At 69.4% G+C, this 19,495-nt stretch carries 22 protein-coding genes; 12 read left to right on the plus strand and 10 right to left on the minus strand.

Going from position 1 to position 19,495, the window contains the following annotated elements:
- Window positions 1–15 precede the first annotated feature (15 nt).
- The gene (locus ACTWPP_RS13405) at window positions 16–315 is read right to left on the minus strand and encodes a hypothetical protein (protein WP_443104539.1); all 300 of its coding nucleotides are present in this window, start codon (window positions 313–315) and stop codon (window positions 16–18) included.
- A 288-nt stretch (window positions 316–603) separates the two neighbouring features.
- Window positions 604–1,677, minus strand: coding sequence for a flavin-containing monooxygenase (locus tag ACTWPP_RS13410; protein ID WP_443104540.1), 1,074 nt, complete (start codon window positions 1,675–1,677; stop codon window positions 604–606).
- 82 nt (window positions 1,678–1,759) lie between these two features.
- Between ACTWPP_RS13410 and ACTWPP_RS13415 the strand changes: the two genes are divergently transcribed.
- Window positions 1,760–2,182 carry an ArsR/SmtB family transcription factor gene (locus ACTWPP_RS13415; protein WP_443104541.1) on the plus strand — a complete coding sequence of 141 codons (423 nt, stop codon included), beginning with the start codon at window positions 1,760–1,762 and terminating at the stop codon, window positions 2,180–2,182.
- Between the two features lie 178 nt (window positions 2,183–2,360).
- On the opposite strand, the gene ACTWPP_RS13420 is transcribed toward ACTWPP_RS13415, so the two are convergent.
- Complete coding sequence (locus ACTWPP_RS13420) at window positions 2,361–3,944, minus strand: tannase/feruloyl esterase family alpha/beta hydrolase (RefSeq protein ID WP_443104542.1); 1,584 nt, start codon at window positions 3,942–3,944, stop codon at window positions 2,361–2,363.
- Between the two features lie 162 nt (window positions 3,945–4,106).
- Window positions 4,107–5,645 (minus strand): class I adenylate-forming enzyme family protein, encoded by a 1,539-nt coding sequence (locus tag ACTWPP_RS13425; protein WP_443104543.1) that lies wholly within the window; start codon window positions 5,643–5,645, stop codon window positions 4,107–4,109.
- Window positions 5,646–5,943: 298 nt separating this feature from the next.
- On the opposite strand from ACTWPP_RS13425, the gene ACTWPP_RS13430 reads away from it, so the two are divergent.
- From ACTWPP_RS13430 to ACTWPP_RS13460, 7 genes are all read left to right on the plus strand, one after another.
- Window positions 5,944–7,131 (plus strand): lipid-transfer protein, encoded by a 1,188-nt coding sequence (locus tag ACTWPP_RS13430; protein ID WP_443104544.1) that lies wholly within the window; start codon window positions 5,944–5,946, stop codon window positions 7,129–7,131.
- 133 nt (window positions 7,132–7,264) lie between these two features.
- Window positions 7,265–8,071 (plus strand): ABC transporter ATP-binding protein, encoded by an 807-nt coding sequence (locus tag ACTWPP_RS13435; protein ID WP_443104545.1) that lies wholly within the window; start codon window positions 7,265–7,267, stop codon window positions 8,069–8,071.
- Window positions 8,068–8,883, plus strand: a complete 816-nt coding sequence (locus tag ACTWPP_RS13440; protein WP_443104547.1) for an ABC transporter ATP-binding protein — start codon at window positions 8,068–8,070, stop codon at window positions 8,881–8,883. The genes ACTWPP_RS13435 and ACTWPP_RS13440 overlap by 4 nt, the downstream gene beginning before the upstream one ends.
- The gene (locus ACTWPP_RS13445) at window positions 8,880–9,770 is read left to right on the plus strand and encodes a branched-chain amino acid ABC transporter permease (RefSeq protein WP_443104548.1); all 891 of its coding nucleotides are present in this window, start codon (window positions 8,880–8,882) and stop codon (window positions 9,768–9,770) included. Before ACTWPP_RS13440 ends, ACTWPP_RS13445 begins: the two co-directional genes overlap by 4 nt.
- Window positions 9,763–10,926: a branched-chain amino acid ABC transporter permease gene (locus tag ACTWPP_RS13450; protein ID WP_443104549.1), complete on the plus strand. Its 1,164-nt coding sequence runs from the start codon at window positions 9,763–9,765 to the stop codon at window positions 10,924–10,926. The genes ACTWPP_RS13445 and ACTWPP_RS13450 overlap by 8 nt, the downstream gene beginning before the upstream one ends.
- On the plus strand, window positions 10,919–12,172 hold the full coding sequence (locus ACTWPP_RS13455) for an ABC transporter substrate-binding protein (protein WP_443104550.1): 1,254 nt from the start codon (window positions 10,919–10,921) through the stop codon (window positions 12,170–12,172). Before ACTWPP_RS13450 ends, ACTWPP_RS13455 begins: the two co-directional genes overlap by 8 nt.
- 213 nt (window positions 12,173–12,385) lie before the next feature.
- Window positions 12,386–13,582, plus strand: a complete 1,197-nt coding sequence (locus tag ACTWPP_RS13460) for a TetR/AcrR family transcriptional regulator (RefSeq protein ID WP_443104551.1) — start codon at window positions 12,386–12,388, stop codon at window positions 13,580–13,582.
- 129 nt (window positions 13,583–13,711) lie between these two features.
- Here the strand turns inward: ACTWPP_RS13460 and ACTWPP_RS13465 are convergent, their stop codons facing one another.
- The 3 genes from ACTWPP_RS13465 to ACTWPP_RS13475 all read right to left on the minus strand — a co-directional run bounded on the left by ACTWPP_RS13465 (window position 13,712) and on the right by ACTWPP_RS13475 (window position 16,191).
- Entirely contained in the window at window positions 13,712–14,554 is an 843-nt protein-coding gene (locus tag ACTWPP_RS13465) for an alpha/beta fold hydrolase (protein ID WP_443104552.1), read from the minus strand.
- A 189-nt stretch (window positions 14,555–14,743) separates the two neighbouring features.
- Window positions 14,744–14,863 carry a DUF899 family protein gene (locus ACTWPP_RS13470; protein ID WP_443104553.1) on the minus strand — a complete coding sequence of 40 codons (120 nt, stop codon included), beginning with the start codon at window positions 14,861–14,863 and terminating at the stop codon, window positions 14,744–14,746.
- A 278-nt stretch (window positions 14,864–15,141) separates the two neighbouring features.
- Window positions 15,142–16,191, minus strand: coding sequence for a DUF2867 domain-containing protein (locus ACTWPP_RS13475; RefSeq protein ID WP_443104554.1), 1,050 nt, complete (start codon window positions 16,189–16,191; stop codon window positions 15,142–15,144).
- A gap of 107 nt (window positions 16,192–16,298) precedes the next feature.
- Between ACTWPP_RS13475 and ACTWPP_RS13480 the strand changes: the two genes are divergently transcribed.
- The gene (locus ACTWPP_RS13480) at window positions 16,299–16,859 is read left to right on the plus strand and encodes a TetR/AcrR family transcriptional regulator (protein ID WP_443104555.1); all 561 of its coding nucleotides are present in this window, start codon (window positions 16,299–16,301) and stop codon (window positions 16,857–16,859) included.
- Window positions 16,860–17,214: 355 nt separating this feature from the next.
- On the opposite strand, the gene ACTWPP_RS13485 is transcribed toward ACTWPP_RS13480, so the two are convergent.
- Entirely contained in the window at window positions 17,215–17,544 is a 330-nt protein-coding gene (locus ACTWPP_RS13485; protein ID WP_443104556.1) for a DUF6962 family protein, read from the minus strand.
- A 242-nt stretch (window positions 17,545–17,786) separates the two neighbouring features.
- Window positions 17,787–18,218 (minus strand): pyridoxamine 5'-phosphate oxidase family protein, encoded by a 432-nt coding sequence (locus ACTWPP_RS13490; RefSeq protein ID WP_443104557.1) that lies wholly within the window; start codon window positions 18,216–18,218, stop codon window positions 17,787–17,789.
- 332 nt (window positions 18,219–18,550) lie between these two features.
- Here ACTWPP_RS13490 and ACTWPP_RS13495 point away from each other — a divergent pair, with 332 nt between their 5' ends.
- Complete coding sequence (locus tag ACTWPP_RS13495; protein ID WP_443104558.1) at window positions 18,551–18,754, plus strand: YibE/F family protein; 204 nt, start codon at window positions 18,551–18,553, stop codon at window positions 18,752–18,754.
- On the plus strand, window positions 18,751–18,951 hold the full coding sequence (locus ACTWPP_RS13500) for a hypothetical protein (RefSeq protein WP_443104559.1): 201 nt from the start codon (window positions 18,751–18,753) through the stop codon (window positions 18,949–18,951). Before ACTWPP_RS13495 ends, ACTWPP_RS13500 begins: the two co-directional genes overlap by 4 nt.
- Window positions 18,952–18,977: 26 nt before the next feature.
- Here the strand turns inward: ACTWPP_RS13500 and ACTWPP_RS13505 are convergent, their stop codons facing one another.
- The gene (locus ACTWPP_RS13505) at window positions 18,978–19,142 is read right to left on the minus strand and encodes a hypothetical protein (RefSeq protein WP_443104560.1); all 165 of its coding nucleotides are present in this window, start codon (window positions 19,140–19,142) and stop codon (window positions 18,978–18,980) included.
- Window positions 19,143–19,304: 162 nt separating this feature from the next.
- Between ACTWPP_RS13505 and ACTWPP_RS13510 the strand changes: the two genes are divergently transcribed.
- The coding region (locus ACTWPP_RS13510) for a hypothetical protein (protein WP_443104561.1) at window positions 19,305–19,495 on the plus strand (191 nt) is incomplete at its 3' end.

Genomic DNA, 19,495 nt, shown 5'->3' on the forward strand with positions numbered 1-19,495 from the left:
GCCGCCGGTTCGCGGCTACCGCATCGCCGAGGACCTCGCAGCGTAGCCGCCGATCCTGTCCTCCGTGTCGGCGCGTTGATCGGAGGCCTCCATGGCCTGCTCCCGCGTCTCCTCCATGCGCAGAGCGACGCCCATCGCGAAGAACGTCGGGGCCCATTCGCCGACGAAGATGCCCCACCTGTCCGCACGTTCCACGCCCGCGGCCTCGAGCCGGTTGGACGCGATCCACGAGGCGAACGCGAGCCCGATCGAGGCGACGCCCGCCGTGTACATGACGTTGGACCGCATGCCCCATTTATGCAGTGTGCTGATCATTGTTCCTCCCCTGTGACGCAGCCGGACTACCCGATGTCACAGTCCGCACGCCGCCGCTAACCGCTTCTTTACCCACGGCCTACTCGGGCGGGACGGATGCGATGTTCGACAAAGGTGCGGCCACGGAGTCGTCGGAGCACGTCTGCTGACCGGGTGCCGCCGCCGACGCCTAGCCGGCCGACGCTGGACGGCGTCGGTGAGCCCACGAACCTCACCCGAGGCGATCGCTGACGTCTTCGCCGGCGGGTCGCCGGAGGATCGTGCGCTCGCCATCGGCCGAGCCGCCCGCTACAGCCCGATGGCGGCGGGTGCCCCGCCGGCGTAGGCGGCTACCGCGGCGATCACGTAATCGGCGTCGCGGCTGACTCCCCGCAGGGTGTTGGACGCGAACGACCGCTGGAATTCCAGGCCCAGGTAGCCCAGGCCGGGGTGGGTGCTCGACAGCCCGCCGGTGTGCAGCGGCATTCCGTTGGCGTCGACGGCGCCCAGTTCGGCGAGGTAGGGCAGGTCGGGCACGTAGCCGGTGGCGAGGATGACCGCGTCCACGGTCTCCGCCGACCCGTCGGCCCATATGACGTGGTCGCCGTCGAGCGCGGTGAACATCGGGCGGCGGTCCATCGTTCCGTCCTCCAGTGCGCGCCGGTAGATGCCGGGGTCGTTGACGAGCCTTCCGGGAACGACGTGGGCGAGCCACTCGGGCGGCAGGTGGTCGAAGCCGCTGGTGACCGACCAGTGGTGGACGTCGTGCCCGCGCGGGCGCTGCGCCAGGAACCGGACGGGGGCGTGCGAGGCGAGGGTCACCGTGGCGACCTCGGCCAGTTCGTGTCCGATCTGCACCGCCGAGTTCCCGGCGCCGACGACCACGACGCGCTTGCCCGCGTACGGCTTGGGGTTGCCGTAGTCGGCCACGTGCAGCAGCCGGCCGGTGAATCCCGCCTCACCCGGCAGTTCGGGCACCAGTGGCCGGGTGCCGCTGGTGGCCACCACGCCTGACGCCCGCAGCTCCCGGCCGTCGGCGGTGTGCACGGTGAAGGCGCCGCCGGCGGAGGTGATCGACGTGACGCGGACGCCGGTGCGGATCTCCGCGCCCAGTGCCGCGGCATAGCGTTCGAGGTAGGCGATCACTTCGTCGCGGTGCGGATGGTGATCCGGGTCGCCTGGGAAGTCCAGGCCGTCCAACGCGCTGTAGCGGGCCGGTGAGAACAGCGTGAGGCTGTCGTAGTAGCCGGCCCAGGACCCGACGGGACGGGCGCCGGCCTCCAGGACCAGCGGACGGAGTCCGGCGGACTGGACGGCGCGGGCGGCGGCCAGGCCGGACTGGCCGGCTCCAACGATGATGACGGGATCGGAGTGACTGCTCATGGACGCGAACATATCAACATTTCATAATGTGTCAATTTGTTGATGTGCGGGCTACGATGACCACCGCGGAAGGGGGACGAACATGACCGCGCCCACAACCGGCCCCCCGGCCGGACCGCAGCCGGACCAGCCGGACCAGCCGGACCAGACCGACCAGCCGAACCAGACCGACCAGACGGCCGCACCATCCTGCGCCGCGGCCGCCGTCCAGCCCGGCGACAGGCTGCGCGACTTCCTCAAAGCCCTGGCCGGCGAACAACGCCAGCAACTCATGGAACTGTTCACCGGCGGCGTCGAACTCACCGTCGGCACAGTCGCCCAGCGCATGGGCATCGGCCAGTCCAACGCCTCCCAGCAACTCGCCCTCCTGCGCCGCGGCGGCCTACTGACCTCCCGCCGCGTCGGCAAGGAAGTCCGCTACCGCGTCGACGTCCCCACCGTCGAGAAATCCCTCACCGAACTCCAGGACTACCTCCGCAGCTGCTGCCCACCCACCACCCCCTGACCCAACGACCCGGTCAGTCCGTTCAGCGCTCGACCGCCGGCCCCTGGAGGCGCTGGACGCCGCCATCGCGGCGGTCAAAGGGAGACAACAAGGCGGTTCCGCTGGGGATCACGATGGGCGGAGCCGTGGGGGAGAAGGTGAAGCGCGGACGACTTGTGCGCCTCCGCGCTTCGGCCTCTCAGTTGCTTGCAGGACGCTTCTCATGGGGGCGTGGGGGCTCGCATCGGAAGTTCTCGGCCTTTTCGATGCTGCCGCCCTGGTGACGAGCCACCTGGGGATAAGGGCAGAGCGGCCGTGTCCGTCCTGTGGCGGGGTTGGTGGCGAGGATCTGGGCGGGCGCGATTCCCCGGCGTAGCCATTTCTCCATCGCGGGCAGTGCGTCGAAGGCTGTCGTCCCGGGGCCTCCGCCGCAGTGGAACATTCCGGGAACCATGAAGAGCCGGAGGAAGTCGCTCACGGTTCCTGGCTTCGTCTTGTCGATGACGTTGCCGTAGTAGCGGATGAGGGTCCGGGGGTTGAGCGCGGGGTCGGCCCAGCCATGGGTGATGAGAAGCTTGCCTCCGTGCGCCGCGAAGGCCGTCAAGTCTGGGTCATCTGCGTTGTAGTCCCGCCTGATCGCCTTGTCGAGAGCGGGGAGATCGGTCTTCATGTCGAACTCTTGCAGTGCGTAGTTCGGGTCTGAGAACACGATGTACCTGAGGAATTCCAGGGCCGCGTTGTACGCGAAGGGCGCCGCGGGGTCGCTGGGGAAGGCGGTGCCGCCGTTCGGTAGGGTTTCGGGCGGGATCGTGCCCGTGATGAATCGGGTCCAGCCGTCCTCGTGGCCGATGGGTTGGCCCGGAATCAGGTGCCGGCCCGGCTCGGACCGCAGCCCCCGGTAGATGGCTCGCACGGTCTCGACCTGGCGGTTCGTCAGGCGGTCGCCCGGATCGCGGTCGCTCCGCAGGACGCCGGGATCGAAGCGGGCATTGCGGGGATCGCCGATCAGGCCGTCGACGAGGCCGTCCTTCCCATCGTTCCTCTTGAGCGAAGCCGCGGCGAGCGCGGGAAGCCTGCCCGGCGGAAGCCATGCGTCACCGTTCGCCGCCAGCTGTGCCTTCATCTGCCGGATCCAGGTCGCGAGCATGCCGACCACGTCGATCGCCGGGGCGTCCGCGATCACGGCGTCGTAGTCGCCGGGGAAGCGTTGGGCCTCGACGAGTCCTTGCCGGCCGCCGTTCGAGCAGCCGTTGAAGACCGAGTAGCGGGGTGCGCGCCGGTAGTAGGCGGTGGTGACGGCCTGGGCCGCGACCGTCGCGACGTGCGTGCCGCGGTACGCGTAGTCGGTCTGCGCCGGACGGTTGCCCAGCGCCCAGCTTCCGTCGAGCGTCGGGGTGCCGAGCCGGTCCGAGCCCCGGTGGCCGGTGTCGGTCGAAGCCGAAGCGTATCCGCGCCGGAGGCCGGTATCGAGCGGGCCGATGACTCCGGCGAATCCTCCGACCCCTTGGAAGTGAAGGTCGTGATTCCAGTCCGTCGGCAGGCCGACCTGGACGTTCACGCGGTTGTTCGGTACTGAGGCGTCACCGGGCGTTGTGACGTAGCCGTCGACCAGGCAATGTTCGGGAATGGAGCCGGTCGCCGGTACGAGGACGGTACGGGTGATCGTTGTCGCGGAGATGTGGGCGTCGCTCAACGCCGTGCATCGGTGGTCGGTGTCCGGGGTGGCCGTCGCCGGGGTCGCCGACGCTCCGATCATCGCCGAGCTGGCGATCAGGCTTGTCATCGTGAGACTGGCGCGCCGATTCGTCCGGGGCATGAAATTCCTGTCGGGTCTCGTACTGGGCCTGGCATTGAGTTGCCTGGCCGTCCCCCGACGCCGGCCAAGCCGTCAGTCCCTCTTCGGGTCTGATTGAGGTGTCACTGGTGGGGCGCCGGCAGCGGCCGGCTACACCATGCGGGTCCGGCCCTCCCAGAACTCGTCGCGCAGGACCCGCTTCAGCACCTTGCCGACGGGGGAGCGCGGAAGTTCCCGGACGATCACGGACTTGGGCGTCTTCACGGGTCCGAGTGCCTCCCGGCAGGTGGCGATGACGAGGTCCGGGTCGATCTCGTGCCCGTTCCTGGGCTCGACCACGGCTGTGACCGACTCGCCCCACTTGTCGTCGGGCAGACCGATCACGGCACAGTCGTTGACCCCGGGGATCGTGTGGATGACCTGTTCGACCTCCCCGGGGAAGACGTTGAAGCCACCACTGATGATCATGTCCTTCTTGCGGTCGACGATGTAGACGAAGCCGTCGGCGTCGCGATATCCGATGTCGCCGGTGCCGTGCCAGCCGTCCGGACGGCGTGTCTCGGCCGTGGCGGCCTCGTTGTCGTCGTAGCCGCGCATCACCAGGTCGGAGCGGATGACGATCTCGCCCCGCTCGCCCGCGGGGAGCAGCCGGCCGTCCTCTCCCATGATCTGGACGTCGGCGACCAGGGACCGGCGGCCGCAGCTTTGCAGCCGGTCCCGCAGTTCGGGGTGGGACGCGGCGGCGGCGATCTGTTCCGGCCCGAAGAAGGTGCAGATGAACGGCGACTCCGCCTGCCCGTAGACCTGCGTCATGACCGGCCCGAACACCTCGACCGCCTCGGCCAGCCGGTCGGCGGCGATGGGCGCGGCGGCGATCAGGAAGTACCGCAGAGACGAGAAGTCCCGCCGGCGGACGTCGGGGTGTGCGAGCAGGGTGTACACGGCGGTCGGCGGGAGGAACAGCTGTGTCGCTCGGTGTCGCTCGATCGACGTGAAGATCTCCTCGGCGATCACGCCCGGGTGCACGATGACGGTGCCGCCGGACGCCAGTACGGGGAGGGCGGCCAGGCCCGCGGCGTGGGTCATGGGGGCCGCCAGGATGTAAACCGGCGGTCGGCTCTCGGGCATGTGGGCGTTGAACGCCAGCGACATGAGCTGGATCTGCCGGTTGTTGACGGGCACGCCCTTGGGCGCCCCGGTGGTCCCTCCGGTGCCGACCAGCATGGCGACGCCTTCCGGGTCGGCCGGCGTGCGATCCACACGTGTGCCCGCCGGGGCCGTCCACTCCTCGAAGTCCTCCATGGCGAGGACGTGCTGCGCGTCGGGCAGCCCCTTGAGGAGCTCGTCGGTCTCCGAGAGCACGGACGGGTGGCGTATCACCGAGCGGCACCCGAACAGTCGCAGCAGGTCGCCCAGGTCTCGCGGGGTTGAGCGGCTGTTCATGGCGACCCAGGTCGCCCCGGCCCGCAGGATGCCGAGCACGCAGACGAACGCCATCGGGTCGTTCGGGCTGTACACGCCGACGCGGCTTCCGGGTCCGATGCCGACCCGGGCCAGGCCCGCGGCGACGCGGTGGGTGAGGTCCTCCACCTCGGCGTAGGTCAGCCGGGCGGAGCCGTCATGTGTCGTCAGGCAGTCCCGGTCGGGGTTCAGGACCGCACCGCGATCGAGGTAGTCGATCAAGTTCATGACCTCACAGCCTTTCCTGGACGCCGGCCTGCGGTTCGGAAGTGCGGCAGACGACGCTGCGGGACCCACGGCCGGACGTGCCGGCGAGGCGGGGGCCCCCGCGTCGGACGTCCGGCCGTGGACGCACTCCGCCCCTCACGGACATGAGGGGCTAAGTGATTTTCCAGCAGAATGAGCCAGCTCGATCCTGCTTCTCGAAGAGTGACACGAGGTGCGCTCTTGTTTCAAGATGTAAACCATGATTAGGCTCTGCCCACTCCACCGACACGGTGGCGGCAGCGAGATCTTGGAGGCAGGCATGGAGCGGCGAGTGTGCGTGGCCGGGGTCGGGATGATCCCGTTCGCCAAGCCGGGGCAGAGCGAGTCCTACGACGTGATGGGCGCCGGGGCCGTGCGGGCCGCGCTCGCCGACGCCGGGGTGGAGTACGCGGCCGTCCAGCAGGCGTACGCGGGCTGGGTCTACGGAGACTCCACCAGCGGGCAGGCGGCCCTGTACGCCGTCGGCCTCTCCGGCATCCCGGTGGTCAACGTCAACAACAACTGCTCGACCGGCTCCTCGGCCCTGTGGCTGGCCCGGCAGGCGGTGGCCGGCGGGGCGGCGGACTGCGTCGTCGCGCTCGGGTTCGAGCAGATGCAGCCCGGGGCCCTGGTCATGCATTGGCAGGACCGGCCCAGCCCCGTGGAGAAGTTCGATCAGGTCGTCGAGGCCGCGCGCGGCTGGGATCCCGACGCTCCGTTCGCCGCCCAGTACTTCGGCGGCGCCGGCGCCGCCTACGCCGAACGCCATGGGATGTCCCCGGACGTCTTCGCCGAGGTCTCGGTCAAGGCGCGTCGGCATGCGGCCAACAACCCGTACGCCGTCTTCCGCAAGGAGGTGACGCTGGAGGAGGTCCTCGGCTCACCGGTCATCAGCGGACCACTGACGCGGCTGCAGTGCTGCCCGCCCACCTGCGGCGCGGCCGCCGCGGTGATCTGCAGCGAGGACTACGCCCGGGGCCTGGGACTGCGCACCGACGTGGTGATCCGCGGCCAGGCGATGACGACCGACTACCCGTCCACCTTCGATCAGTCGGACCTCACCAAGCTGGTCGGCTACGACATGACCAAGGCCGCGGCGCAGCAGGTCTACGAGTCCACCGGGGTCGGGCCGGAGGACGTCGGCGTCGTGGAACTGCACGACTGCTTCACCACCAACGAGGTCCTCAGCTACGAGGCGCTGGGGCTCACCCCGGAGGGAACGGCCGAGAAGTTCATCGCCGACGGGGACAACACCTACGGCGGCCGGGTGGTGACCAACCCCTCCGGCGGGCTGCTGTCCAAGGGCCATCCGCTCGGCGCGACGGGGCTGGCCCAGTGCGCCGAGCTGGTCTGGCAACTGCGCGGCGAGGCCGACGCCCGGCAGGTGGACGGCGTCCGGATGGCCCTCCAGCACAACATCGGTCTCGGCGGCGCGGCCGTCGTGACCCTCTATGAGAAGACCGGCTGACACGCCCGCCCGCGTCGACGAGCCCGGCGGTCCGAGACCCGCGAGCCCGGCTTCCCGGCCGGCGCATGTCCCTTCCAGCAGGCGGTGTGCCGCTCCTTCCCTGGAACAGCTCTGTACGAAAGGAGGCGTCCCGATGCTTGAGATCAACCGGCTCGTCGTGCGCTACGGCCGTGCCGTGCTGGCACTGAGGGGCGTCACGATGCACGTGGCGGACGCGTCGGTCGCCTGCGTCCTCGGCGCCAACGGCGCGGGCAAATCGACGCTGATGCGCGCGGTCTCCGGCACCCTGCCGGCTCACCGCGGCACGATCGACGCGGGCTCCATCACCTGGCGGGGACGCTCGATCACGGGCCGCGTTCCCGCCGACATCGTCGCGGACGGGATCGTTCAGGTGCCGGAGGGCCGGCGGATATTCGGCCGGCTCACCGTGGAGGAGAATCTCCGCGCCGGCGGCATCGGCGCCGCCGACCGCGCCACCCGGAACGCGGCCCGGGAACGGGTCGACGAGCTGTTCCCGGTCCTGGCCGCCCGCCGGCAGCAGCCCGCCGGGCTGCTGTCCGGCGGCGAGCAGCAGATGCTGGCCATCGGACGCGCGCTGATGGCCGGGCCCTCACTGCTGCTCCTGGACGAGCCGTCGCTCGGGCTCGCTCCCCAGATGGTCACGCGGATCGGCGAAGTCATCCGTGAGGTGCACCGGCAGGGCACGGCCGTGCTGCTGGTGGAGCAGAACGCCTCCATGGCGCTGGCCGTGTCCGACACCGCGTACGTCCTGGAGGTCGGCGCGGTGTCACTCACCGGCGGGGCGGCCGAACTCGCCGCCTCGGACGCCATCCGGCGCATCTACCTGGGCGATTCCGATGCCGGCGTGACCGGCGTCCCCGGGCCGGCGGCGAACGGGCAGGCGCCGGACGGGCATGCACTGGACGGTGGGCGGCCATGACGCGGGAACGGACGGCCCCGAAGAACGCGCCACGGCTGCGGGTCACGGACCTGACGCTCACGTTCGGCGGCATCAAGGCACTGGACAAGGTGTCCTTCACCGTGGAGCCGAAGAGCGTTCACGCCCTGATCGGCCCCAACGGGGCGGGCAAGTCCTCGTGCTTCAACGTTCTCACCGGCGTCTACCGAGCCACCTCCGGCTCCGTGCGCTTCGGGGACGACGAGCTGACCCGGCTCGCTCCGCACCGGATCACCCGGCTGGGCCTGTCGCGCACCTTCCAGAACATCGCGCTGTCGGGTGAGCAGAGCGTCCTGGACAACCTGATGGTCGGCCGCCACCACCTGACCCGCTCCGGATTCATCGGGGCCGGCCTGCAACTGCCCTGGTCCCGGCGGGAGGAGCGCACCCATCACCGGCGCGTCACCGAGATCGCGGCCGAACTGGACCTGGCGGACCGCCTGCACGTTCCCGCGGCGTCCCTCTCCTACGGCGAGCAGAAGCGCGTGGAGGTCGCGCGTGCGCTGGCCACCGAGCCGCGGCTGCTGATGCTCGACGAGCCGGTGGCCGGAATGAACGCCGCCGAAAGCGAGGCGATGGCCCGGACGGTCGTCACCGTCCGCGACCGGCTCGGCATCGCGGTGCTGCTGGTCGAGCACGACATGTCGGTGGTCATGCGGATCGCGGACCGGGTCAGCGTCCTGGACTTCGGCCGCCTCATCGCCGACGGCCCGGCGGCGGAGGTCCGCGCCGATCCCGAGGTCGTCCGGGCCTATCTCGGCACGCCACAGCCCGAACGGAGGGAACCGGCATGACCAGGCTCATCGAACTGCTGCTCATCGGGCTCTCGCTGGGCGCGATCTACACGCTGATCGCCCTGGGATTCGTCGTGATCTACAAGGCCACCCGCGTGGTCAACTTCGCGCAGGGATCCATCCTGCTGCTCGGCGTGTTCCTCACCGCCGACCTCCACGACGACATCGGTTTCTGGCCCGCCGTGCTCGTGGGCATCGCCGCCGCCAGCTGCGTCGGAGTGATCGTCCAGCGGGTCCTGTGGAGCCGGATCCGCTCGGAGGACCACCTCGTCGCCTCCATCCTCACGATCGGCGTGGACGTCCTGCTCGCCACCGAACTGGCACGCCGGATCGGGTCTCGCGTCCTCACCACGGGCGATCCGTGGGCGGACCGCGTCGTCACGGTGGCCGGATTCACCGTCCCGCAGGCGCGCCTCGCCGCCGCAGCCGTGGCCGCCCTGCTCATCGCCGGGTTCTTCGCCGCTTTCAAGTACACGGGCTGGGGCGTCGCGATGCGGGCCGCGGCCGAGGACGGGGAGGCGGCCTCCCTCATGGGCATCCGCCTCGGACGTGTCGCCGCCGCCGCGTGGCTGATCGGCGCCGGACTCGCCGCCGTCGCCGGCGTGTTCCTCGCCGGATTCCCATCGGCGGGCGTTGACGCCCACGCCGGGGTGCTGGCGCTGAGCGCGGTGCCCGCCGTCATCGTGGGCGGCCTCGACTCCACCGGAGGCGCGGTCGTGGGCGGGCTGGTCATCGGCCTGATCGCCACCGTGGTCGCCGGATACGAGCAGAACCTCGCCTTCCTCGGCAACGGAATCGGCGCAGTGTCGCCCTACATCGTGGCCGTCCTCGTGCTGCTGTGGCGCCCGTCCGGCCTGTTCGGAACCAAGGAGTTCGACCGTGTCTGACCGACGTATCCGCCGCCCGGCGGCGGCCGGCGCCCTGGCGGCGCTCGGGGTGGTGCTGCTGGCCTTGCCGCTGTACCTGCAGGCCTTCTGGCTCCAGGTCGGGCTGATCGCGATGGCCTCGATGGTCGGCGCGATCGGGCTGAACCTGCTGGTCGGCGTCACCGGCCAGCTCTCGCTGGCGCACGCGTTCTTCCTGGCCGTGGGCGCCTACGGGTACGCCTTCCTCGGCGGCGGCTCCGAGACCTCCGGCGGCGTCACGACATCCGGGCTGGGCCTGCCCGCACCGCTGGCCGCCGCCCTGGCCGTGGCGGCGGCGGGACTCGCCGGAGTGCTGTTCGCACCGATCGCGGGACGGCTCCGCGGCATCTACCTCGGGCTGGCCTCGCTCTCGCTGGTGTTCCTGGGGCAGCACCTGCTGTTCAACGTCTCACCGGTGACCGGTGGGTTCAGCGGACGGGCCGTTCCCGACCTGGAGACGTTCGGCTTCTCCTTCAATCCCGACCAGGTGACGCTGTCGGTGTTCGGCGTGCCGCTGGGCGCCGCCGAACGCCTGTGGTACCTCGGGCTCGCCGTCCTGGCCTTCAGCTGCGCCTTCGTCTGGAACGTGACACGGTCCCGTCCCGGACGCGCGCTGCTCATGGTCCGCGACAACGAGATCGCCGCCGGATGCCTCGGCATCCCCGTCCGCCGGTACAAGGCCGCGGCCTTCGCCGCCTCCTCGATGCTCGCCGGCGCCGCCGGTGTGCTGCTCGCCCTGGCGTTCCGCCGCGTCGTCCCGGAGTACTTCGGGCTGCTGCTGTCCATCGACTTCCTCGCGATGATCGTGATCGGCGGTCTCGGGTCCGTCACCGGCGCCGCGCTCGGTGCCGCGTTCGTCTCCGCGCTGCCGCTCGCGCTCGCCCACTACAGCGACCGTCTCCCCTTCCTGGCCGAGCCCGGCGGGGAAGGGATCGCTCCCGGAGTCGCCGCGCGGCTCCTCTTCGGCGCCCTGGTCGTGGCGGTCATCCTCGCCGAACCCCGGGGCACGGTCGCCCTCGCCCGCCGCGCACGCGACATCGCCGGTCGCCGCCGGCGCCCCACCGATCCGAGCGACACGGCGACCGCGCCCGAAACCCCAGCGGACCTCGTCCAGGCAAGGAGCGCACATCATGCGTAGACAGACCCTCACGTTCACGGCCGCGGTGGCGGCGCTGGTACTGGCCGCCTCCGGATGCAGCGCCAAGGCGAACTCCGAAGGGGGCCAGAGCGGCGGCGTCAAGGGCGGGCCGGGCGTCACCTCCGACACCATCAGCCTCGGCGTGCTGACCGACCTCACCGGCCCCATCGCCGTGCTCGGCAAGCCGATCCTCCAGGGCAACCAGCTGTACGTCGACGAGCTCAACGCGGCCGGAGGCGTCTGCGGGCGCGACGTCAAGCTGGTCATCAAGGACCACGGCTACGACGTGCAGAAGGCCGTCAGCGCGTACACCGCGATCGAGCCGCAGACGCTCGGCATGGTGACCCTGCACGGTTCCCCCATCACCGCCGCGCTGTCCGATCAGATCACCAAGGACGACGTCCTCACCGTTCCCTCGTCGCTGGCGTCCACCCTGCTGTCCAATCCGCGACTCATCATCCCGGGCGCGACCTACGACGTTCAGATGATCACCGCCCTCGATCATCTGACCGAGACGAAGAAGCTCAAGGCCGGGGACAAGGTGGGGCACGTCTACTTCGAGGGGGAGGCCGGCAACAACGCGCTCGTGGGCGCCCGTCACGCCGCGGAGAAGCTCGGGCTGACGCTGCTGCCGACCGAGATCAAGGTCACGGACGTGGACCTGACCGCACAGGTCACCGCGCTCAAGTCGCAGGACGCCAAGGCGGTCTTCGTCATCACGGGCCCGCGGCAGGTCGCCTCCGCGGCCAGCGTCGCCAAGTCCATCGGCTACGACGTCCCCATCCTGACGAGTGACCCCGGCTGGCACCCGTCCGTTCTGGACACGCCCGCGGCATCCGCACTGGAGGCCAACGTCCAGGTCGTCTCCTCGACCGGCCCCATCAGCGCCGACACCGAGGCGGCCAAGCGACTGATCGACGCCTACAAGGAGAAGTTCCCCAAGGACACGCCGAACCCCTGGATCAACTGGGGATACGTGAGCGCCAAGATCTACGGTGATGTGCTCGAGAAGGCGTGCGCGGACAAGGACCTCACCCGCGGCGGGCTCGCCGAAGCCGTGCGAGGGCTCCAGGCCGTCGACAGCGGCGGCCTCTTCCCGACGCTCGACTTCAGCAAGCCCGGCAAGCCGTCCTCCATGCAGGTCTACATCGGCCGTCCCAGCAAGGACGCGCCGGGTGGCCTCGAGATAGTCAAGCCGTTCTTCAGCTCCGACCTGGCGGCGGGCTACGAAATTCCGCGGTCCTGACCACCACGGCGCCGGGAGGTGTTCGTGCGCCTGGACGTGATCTTGAGGACACCGCTGGTGTCACGTCCGGGCGCACGGACCGCTCCGGTTCCCCTGAGAGATACTCGGGTCCAGAAGACATGCACCGGCACCGCACCATCCCAGTGGGCACCCGAACGCGATCGACCGGGACAGAAGGCGATGTGATCTTGCGAGGAAGGCGGGGAGCGTGCCATGGCGATTGACGACACGATTCACCAATCGCGGCGGCGTCCCAAAGACCGTAAGCAGCAGATCGTCGCCGCCGCGGCACGGCAGTTCCGTGAACTCGGATACGGCAACGTGAGCATGGCCGACATCGCCGACGACGTCGGCATAACGGCGGGGGCTCTCTATCGCCATTTCCGGAGCAAGCAGGACCTGCTGCTCGGCGCGATGTGGACCACCTTCGAACAGTTCGAGGGCGCCCTCGGCGGAACCGACGTGGACCTCGACGACCTGCTGGACACGCTGGCGACCTTCTCCGTGGAAGAGCGGGCGATCGGCGTCCTCTGGCAACGTGAGGCGCGGAACCTGACCGAGGACGACCGGCAGCGGTTGCGCCGGGCGCTGCGGGGAATCAGCGCCGGCCTCGCCGCGGCGATCACCCGGGCACGCCCGGACGTCACCCCGGCCGATGCGGACCTCCTGGGCTGGGCGGTGCTCTCGGTCCTGGCCAGCCCCGGCTACCACGCCGTCGACCTGAAACCGGACCGGTTCGTCGCCATGCTCGACCAGGCCACCCGCGCGGTATGCGCGGCCGGGCTGACCTCCACGAAGAGCGCCGCCCCCGCGGACGGTCCCGTTGCGGACGGCGATCGCTCCCCGCTGCATCCGGTCTCCCGCCGGGAAACGCTGCTGTCCGTGGCGATACGTCTTTTCAGCCACAACGGATTTCAATCGGTCGGGATATCCGAAATAGGAGCCGCCGCCAGCATCACCGGCGCGAGCGTGTACCACTACTTCCCTAACAAGCTCGATATCCTCCTCGTCGCTTTGAATCGCGCGCAGGAAACGCTATGGCTCGGACTTCACTACGCTCTGGAAAGCGCGGGCAGTCCGAGTCGCGCCTTGCAGTCGGCCCTGCGCTCCTACATCGAATTCGGCGTCCGTCATCCGCAGTTGCTGAATCTCATGGTCACGGAGTTGCTGAGCGTCCCCGAGGAAGAGCGGCACGCACTACAGCGGAAACAACACGCATACATGCTCGAATGGGCCTCGCTCTTACGTGAGCAGCGGAAAGACCTCACCGCGCGCGAAGCCGACCTCCTGGTGCAGATCGCGTTCGCTCTCGTGAACGACCTCACCCGCATAAACCACCTGCACGGCCGGCCGACCCTGCCAGACGATCTAGCCGCACTCTGCCTCGGCGTTCTCAACGTCCCAGCCTGAGAGGTGCTCACCCGCCGCGAGGCCCACAGATGGCTGCAAGACGACTGGGTGATCGAGTGGGTGGTGAGCGGTCGGCACGAAAGGGGTTGCACCACAGCGACGATCTCGCTCCCACTGTGCGGGCGAGGCCTAAAACAGATCCGGCGTCGTCGGCCTCACATCATCGAGAAACGCACTCACCATCGGCACCAGTACCGCTGACTCGCCCAAGATGCCGATATGCGACGTCGCCGCCAGAATCACCAAGCGCGCGGCCGGAACCTTCCGCAGCGTCCCCGACGCTGCCGCTTCCTCATCGCCGCCACCGCGTAGCTTGAACATCGCCAGTGCATGCTCCGGCTTCACGGCATCCGCATCACCGACGATGACCATCGTCTTCGCAGAAATCGAACGCATCTGCGCGTCGCTGATGTTCTGGTCATCGACGCCCAGGACTTTCATCTTTTCGACGTAGGCGTCGAACGCCCTGGCGTCCGGCGTGTGCTCCCTGAACGCCTTCTCGACGGGCGTACCGGCGAACGCTGCGGCGCTGAGACCCTCGATGCCCTCAGACACCGACGGGTACCAGCCGTCCTTGCGGTAGGTGGCGGACAGCGGGACCAGCTTGTTCACAAGAGTGGGGTGACGGAGCGCGAGCTGCAGCGCGACCCCGCCGCCCTGTGAGAAGCCCATCACATCCGCGCGCTCGACCTCCAACGCGCGCAGCAACGCCGCGGCATCGTCGGCGAACCGCTCGTAGGACATCTTGCGCGAAGTATCCGGAGTGCGGCCGTGCCCTTGCTGATCGAAGACGATCACGGTGCGCTCGCCCGCGAAGGCGGACACCCACGACTTCATCGAGTCGGTGGCCATGAACGCGCCAGGGATGAGCAGCAACGGTGGTTTCGGCCTGCCGAGCTCGCCATACACCTCGTGATAAAGGTTCAGACCGTTGATCGGCAGGTGACCATTGCTCGAAGGCTTCGTTGCCATCGTTTCAACCTCACAACTCACATCGCTGGAGACCAGCGGATCTCGCGGGCCTCGCTATGGCATCTCCGTTCCGGCCGTAGAGCCGGGCGACATCGGGAGAGTCGAGCCAGTTGGCGTAGGTGGGCGACTTCGGCCGACCGTCGGCTGAATCCTGCCATTCCCCCTGGCGGCCACACGGCAGGATTTCGATCAACGCGAAATCGGCAGTCTGCGGCGTTGTGCGGCGATGGCGTCGAGTTCACGGGTGGCGGCCTTCTCCGGCATACGCAGATCGTCGAGCGCGGCCTGCCAGGTCTGCCGGTGGGGCACTGGCGGTCTGCTCGGTCATGGTTCCTCCCGGGCTCGGACGGATGTGCTCTGATGTGTTGACCAGAGACGGCCGCGGAAATCACCGCGCTCGGGCCCAGTGAGTCGAACTTTGTGTCATCCCAGTCAAGGGCGCCCGGGCAGCGCAGATCGTGCACTCCTCGCGACGTGCGTCACGGGACATCGAGCACATCGAGTCGGCGCGGGCGGTGGCCCGCTGTCGATCACCACCCCGCGGGTGGGGCACCTGTGGGGCGCCCTGTCCCATGCCTACGACGTGCTCAGCGCAGCTTCCGGGCGGTGTCGCGTAGCAGGCCCGGCGCTGCCCGCCGGTGAATCCGTGAGGTCAAGGACCACAGGATCCTGCCGAGGAGCCGGTCGTAGCGGCCGAGTGTGACGAGGGTGACCGAGCCTTCCCCGACCCGGACGACGAGGTTGAAGGTCAACATCCGGGACCGCGCTTGGAGCCGGATCCAGTGGTCGCCGCGCTCGGCCACGCTCCAGCCGGCCACCGTGTCCGTCCACGGTCGTGGCGCGAGGCGGAGGCCCAGGAGCCGGCGCCAGATCCGCTGCCCACCGTCGCCGGCGACGTCCTCGAACATCGTGCGCGCACAGTGGTCCGGTGTGGCGGTCACGTCGGTGGCGAGGGTGAAGATGTCGGCGTAGTCGGCGTCGAGCGGGCCCCTCATCGACTCCGGGACCCGGTCGAGGCCGACGGCACCGGTCACCGTGCCGGTGGACGGTCCGCGGCCGCCGGTGGCCCGCTGCCAATAGCGCTCGTAGTTGCGCATCATCGCCGGATAGATGAACAGGTAGCGCAACGGCTTGATCGCGGCCATGTAGAGCCGCCCGAACAAGCCGTTCGGCTTGACCAGCACCGCCATCTGGCCTCGATAGCGGCCGTTGCCGTCCTCGACCCAGCCCAGGTGCAGCACCGCGTGCACGGTGGCGTTGGCCAACTCCGCCGCGAACTCGTCGTCGAGCTTGTACAGCGACGAGAACGGTAGCTCGCCGAGCTCGGGTCTGGGCGCCTCGCGCAGGTCGTCGGGCAGGCGATCGCGCAGGGTCGGCACGCGCGCCCGCAGCCCGGCGTCGTCCCGGTCCCACCCGAGGACCTCACCGAGCTTCCATCTGGCCGCCCAGAGCAGCCGGGTCACGCCCGCGGTGTCGTCGCCTGGACGGCCGCCGGTGGTGAGCTCCGAGGTCAGCAGCTCGAAATCGTCGGGGCCGCCGGGCGTCGGCAGCGCCCACACGTCCTCGACCTCGAAGTCGTGTGCGATCTCGTGGATGCGCCAGGGCCGCGAGGTGTGCTCGGTGAGCGCGACTTTCATGCGGATCTCCCAGGGTGGGACGCCGATCCCCCGCCGACGTTCTATACGGCAGCGTATATAACGTGCCCGGGTAGTGTCTACTCCGTCCTGACCGAGGAGCCCGAGACATGGCCGCACCCACCCGCACGCCGCGCGACCGCTGGGTCGCCGCAGGCCTGGAAGCGCTCGCGGAGGGCGGGCCGGAAGGCGTGCGCGTCGAGGTGCTGGCGGCCAGGCTCGGCGTGACCAAGGGCGGGTTCTACGGCTACTTCCCCAACCGCGCCGCACTGCTCACCGAGATGCTCGACCAGTGGGAACGCCGCACCACTGACGACGTGATCGCCCAGGTCGAGGAGGAAGGCGGGGACGCGACGGCCAAGATGCAACGGGCCGGCCTGCGCACCTTCTCCACCGAGCTGCTGCCGATCGAGCTCGCGGTCCGCTCGTGGGCGCGCCACGACCCTGACGTCGCGGCCCGGCTGAAGCGGGTCGACAACGCCCGCATGGGCTACCTGCGGACCCTGTTCGCGACCTATATCGACGACCCCGACGAGATCGAGGCGCGCAGCACCCTCGCCTTCACCCTCGCCATCGGCCACCACTTCATGGCCGCCGACCACGAGGGCCGCACCGAACGCGAGGCGATGAGCCTCGCCGGCGAGTACGTCCTCCGGCCACCACGCCCCTAGCCGCCGGCGGGCTCACCTCGAAGTCGCCTTCGATCCACGGTTGTACCGGGCGGCTCCACCCAACCCTGCTCGGACGAGCGTCCCGCCGACGACCGGAGCGGTTCCGACCCACTGGATGGCACCCGTGACCGCAGCCGAGGCTGATCTACCAGCACACCGCCGCTGAGCTTCTCGATCGCCTGGGAGATCCTCTGCCCAACGATCTTTCGACTCGCGCCAGCCCTCGGCCCAGCCAGCCCGTGCGCCAGGAGAGCGAGGATCATGCCCTTGGCCATGTGGTGATGGATGGCCGCCGCGTAGATCCACAGCCCCAGAATGCAGGCCATCGTGGCGCTCTCGGCCATCACCAGCACGATCAGCCCGGTATGGCCGCGCACCACCCCACTCCGTACGCCGCGATCCCCGCGGCACGGACGCCCACCACGATCCTGACCGCATGTGGGCTGAGGATCTCTTCGGCGGAGTCTATGAGCAGGTAGGAGATGGCGATCACGACCAGCACGCCCACGGCGACCCAGCTGGCGGTCGAATGGAACAGGCCGTGGTAGGCCGCTCCCGCTAGGGCGCTGCCCCCGACGAACCAGAACGTCATGTGCCAGGCACGGATGACGCCGGGGACGCGCAGCAGCGCCAGCGCACAAGCCCAGGTGACCAAAGCCAGGATCAGGTTGCTGATCGCTTCCACAGTCCCCGTGTATCCGGGCTGCCTTGGCTCAATCTCACCGGCCTCGGCTGCCGAGGCGTGGTGAATGGGCTTTCTCCCGCTAGTTCTCTGCCCTTTCGTCGGCTGTCGGTCGAGCCCGAACGCGTCGAGGGCGGCTACCTCACGGCTAAGACGCCACCCGCGCCGCCGTTCAGCGTTTCGCCCTCCACCGCATCACCGGCGTGGCCGAGGTGGACCCCGCCGACCCGCCACCCGGCGAATGCTCACCGCTTGCCGTAGTCGCGGGTGAGCCAGTGTTCGGCACGGACGCGGACGACGACCATCGTGTGGGCTATGTCCTTGGTGGATTCCAGGTATTCGGCGGCACCCTCGGAGCCGAGATAGCGCTCGGCCAGCGCGCGGCGCTCCTCCGAGTGGGCCTGCTCGATGGCGGTGACGGCGCCCTCCACGGAGACGTATCCGTAGGGCATCTGCTCGTTCTGCACCGTGAGACTGACCCGGCCGGCCTGACGGATCAGGGCCATCTTGCGGCTGTCCTGGCCGGTCGCGAACGAGATCTCGCCGCCCGGCTCGTACAGGTACCAGACCGGCACGGCCAGCGGCGCACGGCCCTGCTCCGCGGCGACGCTCAGGATCCCCACGTGCGGCCCGGCCAGGAAACGTTGCCGCTCGGCCGCGTTCATCACCAAGGTCATGATCGGTCCCTCGCTCTCGTCGCTCCGGTCGCGGATCTCTCGATCAAGGATGCAGGAACCCAGACCGACCACAACTGCCGAGGAACGCCGCATACGACCGCCGATCCCGGGCAAGCATCTCGGTCGCGCTGCGGGACTGAACCCGCGAACGACGCGAAGCGCCGGGCTGTCTACGCGGCATCGCCCTCTCGGATCGAGATCATCCCACCATCCTGCCACGGCCCCGGCAACCGGGTCTTCGAGGTGGGGGACGAGGTGGTGCTCGCAAGCCTTCCCGGCGCCGGAGAGGGTTCTGCTTACCAACTGTCCGATCATGACCGGTCCAGCGTGCTGTGGATGGTCGCGGCCTGACGGCGCTGATCGGGCTGGCCGTCACCTTCGCGCTGCTCGTGCCGTTCCTGATCCCGGCGATCATCGACGGACGCCCGCCGATGCCGGTGGCGATCGTCTGCGCGGCGGCGACCATCCTGGCGGTTCTCTATCTCACCCACGGGGATCAGCGTGGCGACGTGGCGGCCGGTCCTCCGGTGAAGTGATCACCAACCCCGCCGTGGCCCAGGAGATCGTCCGCAGCGTCGCGGGCACACTCGGTCTCATCGCGGCCGTCCCTTTCACCACGGCCCTCGCCGCCCTGGCCGCCGTGCACAGCGAACCCGGCGTCCGGGACGCATCTTCCGGGCCGGGGTCGCGTCTGTCGCCGGACGTCACCGGCGTGCGGACCGAGAGGGCCTGACAGCATGCGGGCGCCATCCTGCACGATCAAGAGCCGTTCACCGCCTCCGCCCGTTCGGTGACCGAGCAGAACCCATGGCGAAGCCGGCCGATGATCAGCAGCCGGGACGGGCTGGCCAGAGCCTGCAGTGTGGCGGCGACGCTGAGCGCGGTGGTGGCGTCCAGCGTCGCCGGCGGGGGCGCGGCCCTCACTTCATGACCCGAAGCTAGCAATTACGTATAAATGAATACATCTTCATATCTTCCTGGAGTGAGGGGATCGCGTGACGACGCAGACCGGCGTCCGGGACGGCGAGCAACATGCCCGGTCGCGCCGACCGGGTGCAGGCGGGCCGGGCCCGGGGTGATTCCAATGTGCTCAAGTCCATCGGTGCCGATGCCGATCGCACCATGGGTCGTGACGGCACCGCCATCGTCACCGCCGCAGGAATGCGCGGCTGTAGCATGGAAATCGCCTGCGGGGCCACACCATGGTTGTCGTCGCCGACGAGCGACAACGTGCGTTCGGCGAGTGCATGTCCGAACCCGAGGAGCCTTCATGAGCT

The sequence above is a fragment of the Actinomadura sp. 3N407 genome, assembly GCF_052245875.1.
Taxonomy (GTDB): Bacteria; Actinomycetota; Actinomycetes; order Streptosporangiales; family Streptosporangiaceae; genus Spirillospora.

Coding starts and splice junctions, on each gene's coding strand:
- ACTWPP_RS13425 (WP_443104543.1), bottom strand. CDS start 5,645: ATGAACTTGATCGACTACCTCGATCGCGGTGCGGTCCTGAACCCCGAC.
- ACTWPP_RS13410 (WP_443104540.1), bottom strand. CDS start 1,677: ATGAGCAGTCACTCCGATCCCGTCATCATCGTTGGAGCCGGCCAGTCC.
- ACTWPP_RS13430 (WP_443104544.1), top strand. CDS start 5,944: ATGGAGCGGCGAGTGTGCGTGGCCGGGGTCGGGATGATCCCGTTCGCC.
- ACTWPP_RS13475 (WP_443104554.1), bottom strand. CDS start 16,191: ATGAAAGTCGCGCTCACCGAGCACACCTCGCGGCCCTGGCGCATCCAC.
- ACTWPP_RS13480 (WP_443104555.1), top strand. CDS start 16,299: ATGGCCGCACCCACCCGCACGCCGCGCGACCGCTGGGTCGCCGCAGGC.
- ACTWPP_RS13465 (WP_443104552.1), bottom strand. CDS start 14,554: ATGGCAACGAAGCCTTCGAGCAATGGTCACCTGCCGATCAACGGTCTG.
- ACTWPP_RS13490 (WP_443104557.1), bottom strand. CDS start 18,218: ATGACCTTGGTGATGAACGCGGCCGAGCGGCAACGTTTCCTGGCCGGG.
- ACTWPP_RS13420 (WP_443104542.1), bottom strand. CDS start 3,944: ATGACAAGCCTGATCGCCAGCTCGGCGATGATCGGAGCGTCGGCGACC.
- ACTWPP_RS13440 (WP_443104547.1), top strand. CDS start 8,068: ATGACGCGGGAACGGACGGCCCCGAAGAACGCGCCACGGCTGCGGGTC.
- ACTWPP_RS13460 (WP_443104551.1), top strand. CDS start 12,386: ATGGCGATTGACGACACGATTCACCAATCGCGGCGGCGTCCCAAAGAC.
- ACTWPP_RS13435 (WP_443104545.1), top strand. CDS start 7,265: ATGCTTGAGATCAACCGGCTCGTCGTGCGCTACGGCCGTGCCGTGCTG.
- ACTWPP_RS13455 (WP_443104550.1), top strand. CDS start 10,919: ATGCGTAGACAGACCCTCACGTTCACGGCCGCGGTGGCGGCGCTGGTA.
- ACTWPP_RS13415 (WP_443104541.1), top strand. CDS start 1,760: ATGACCGCGCCCACAACCGGCCCCCCGGCCGGACCGCAGCCGGACCAG.
- ACTWPP_RS13405 (WP_443104539.1), bottom strand. CDS start 315: ATGATCAGCACACTGCATAAATGGGGCATGCGGTCCAACGTCATGTAC.
- ACTWPP_RS13445 (WP_443104548.1), top strand. CDS start 8,880: ATGACCAGGCTCATCGAACTGCTGCTCATCGGGCTCTCGCTGGGCGCG.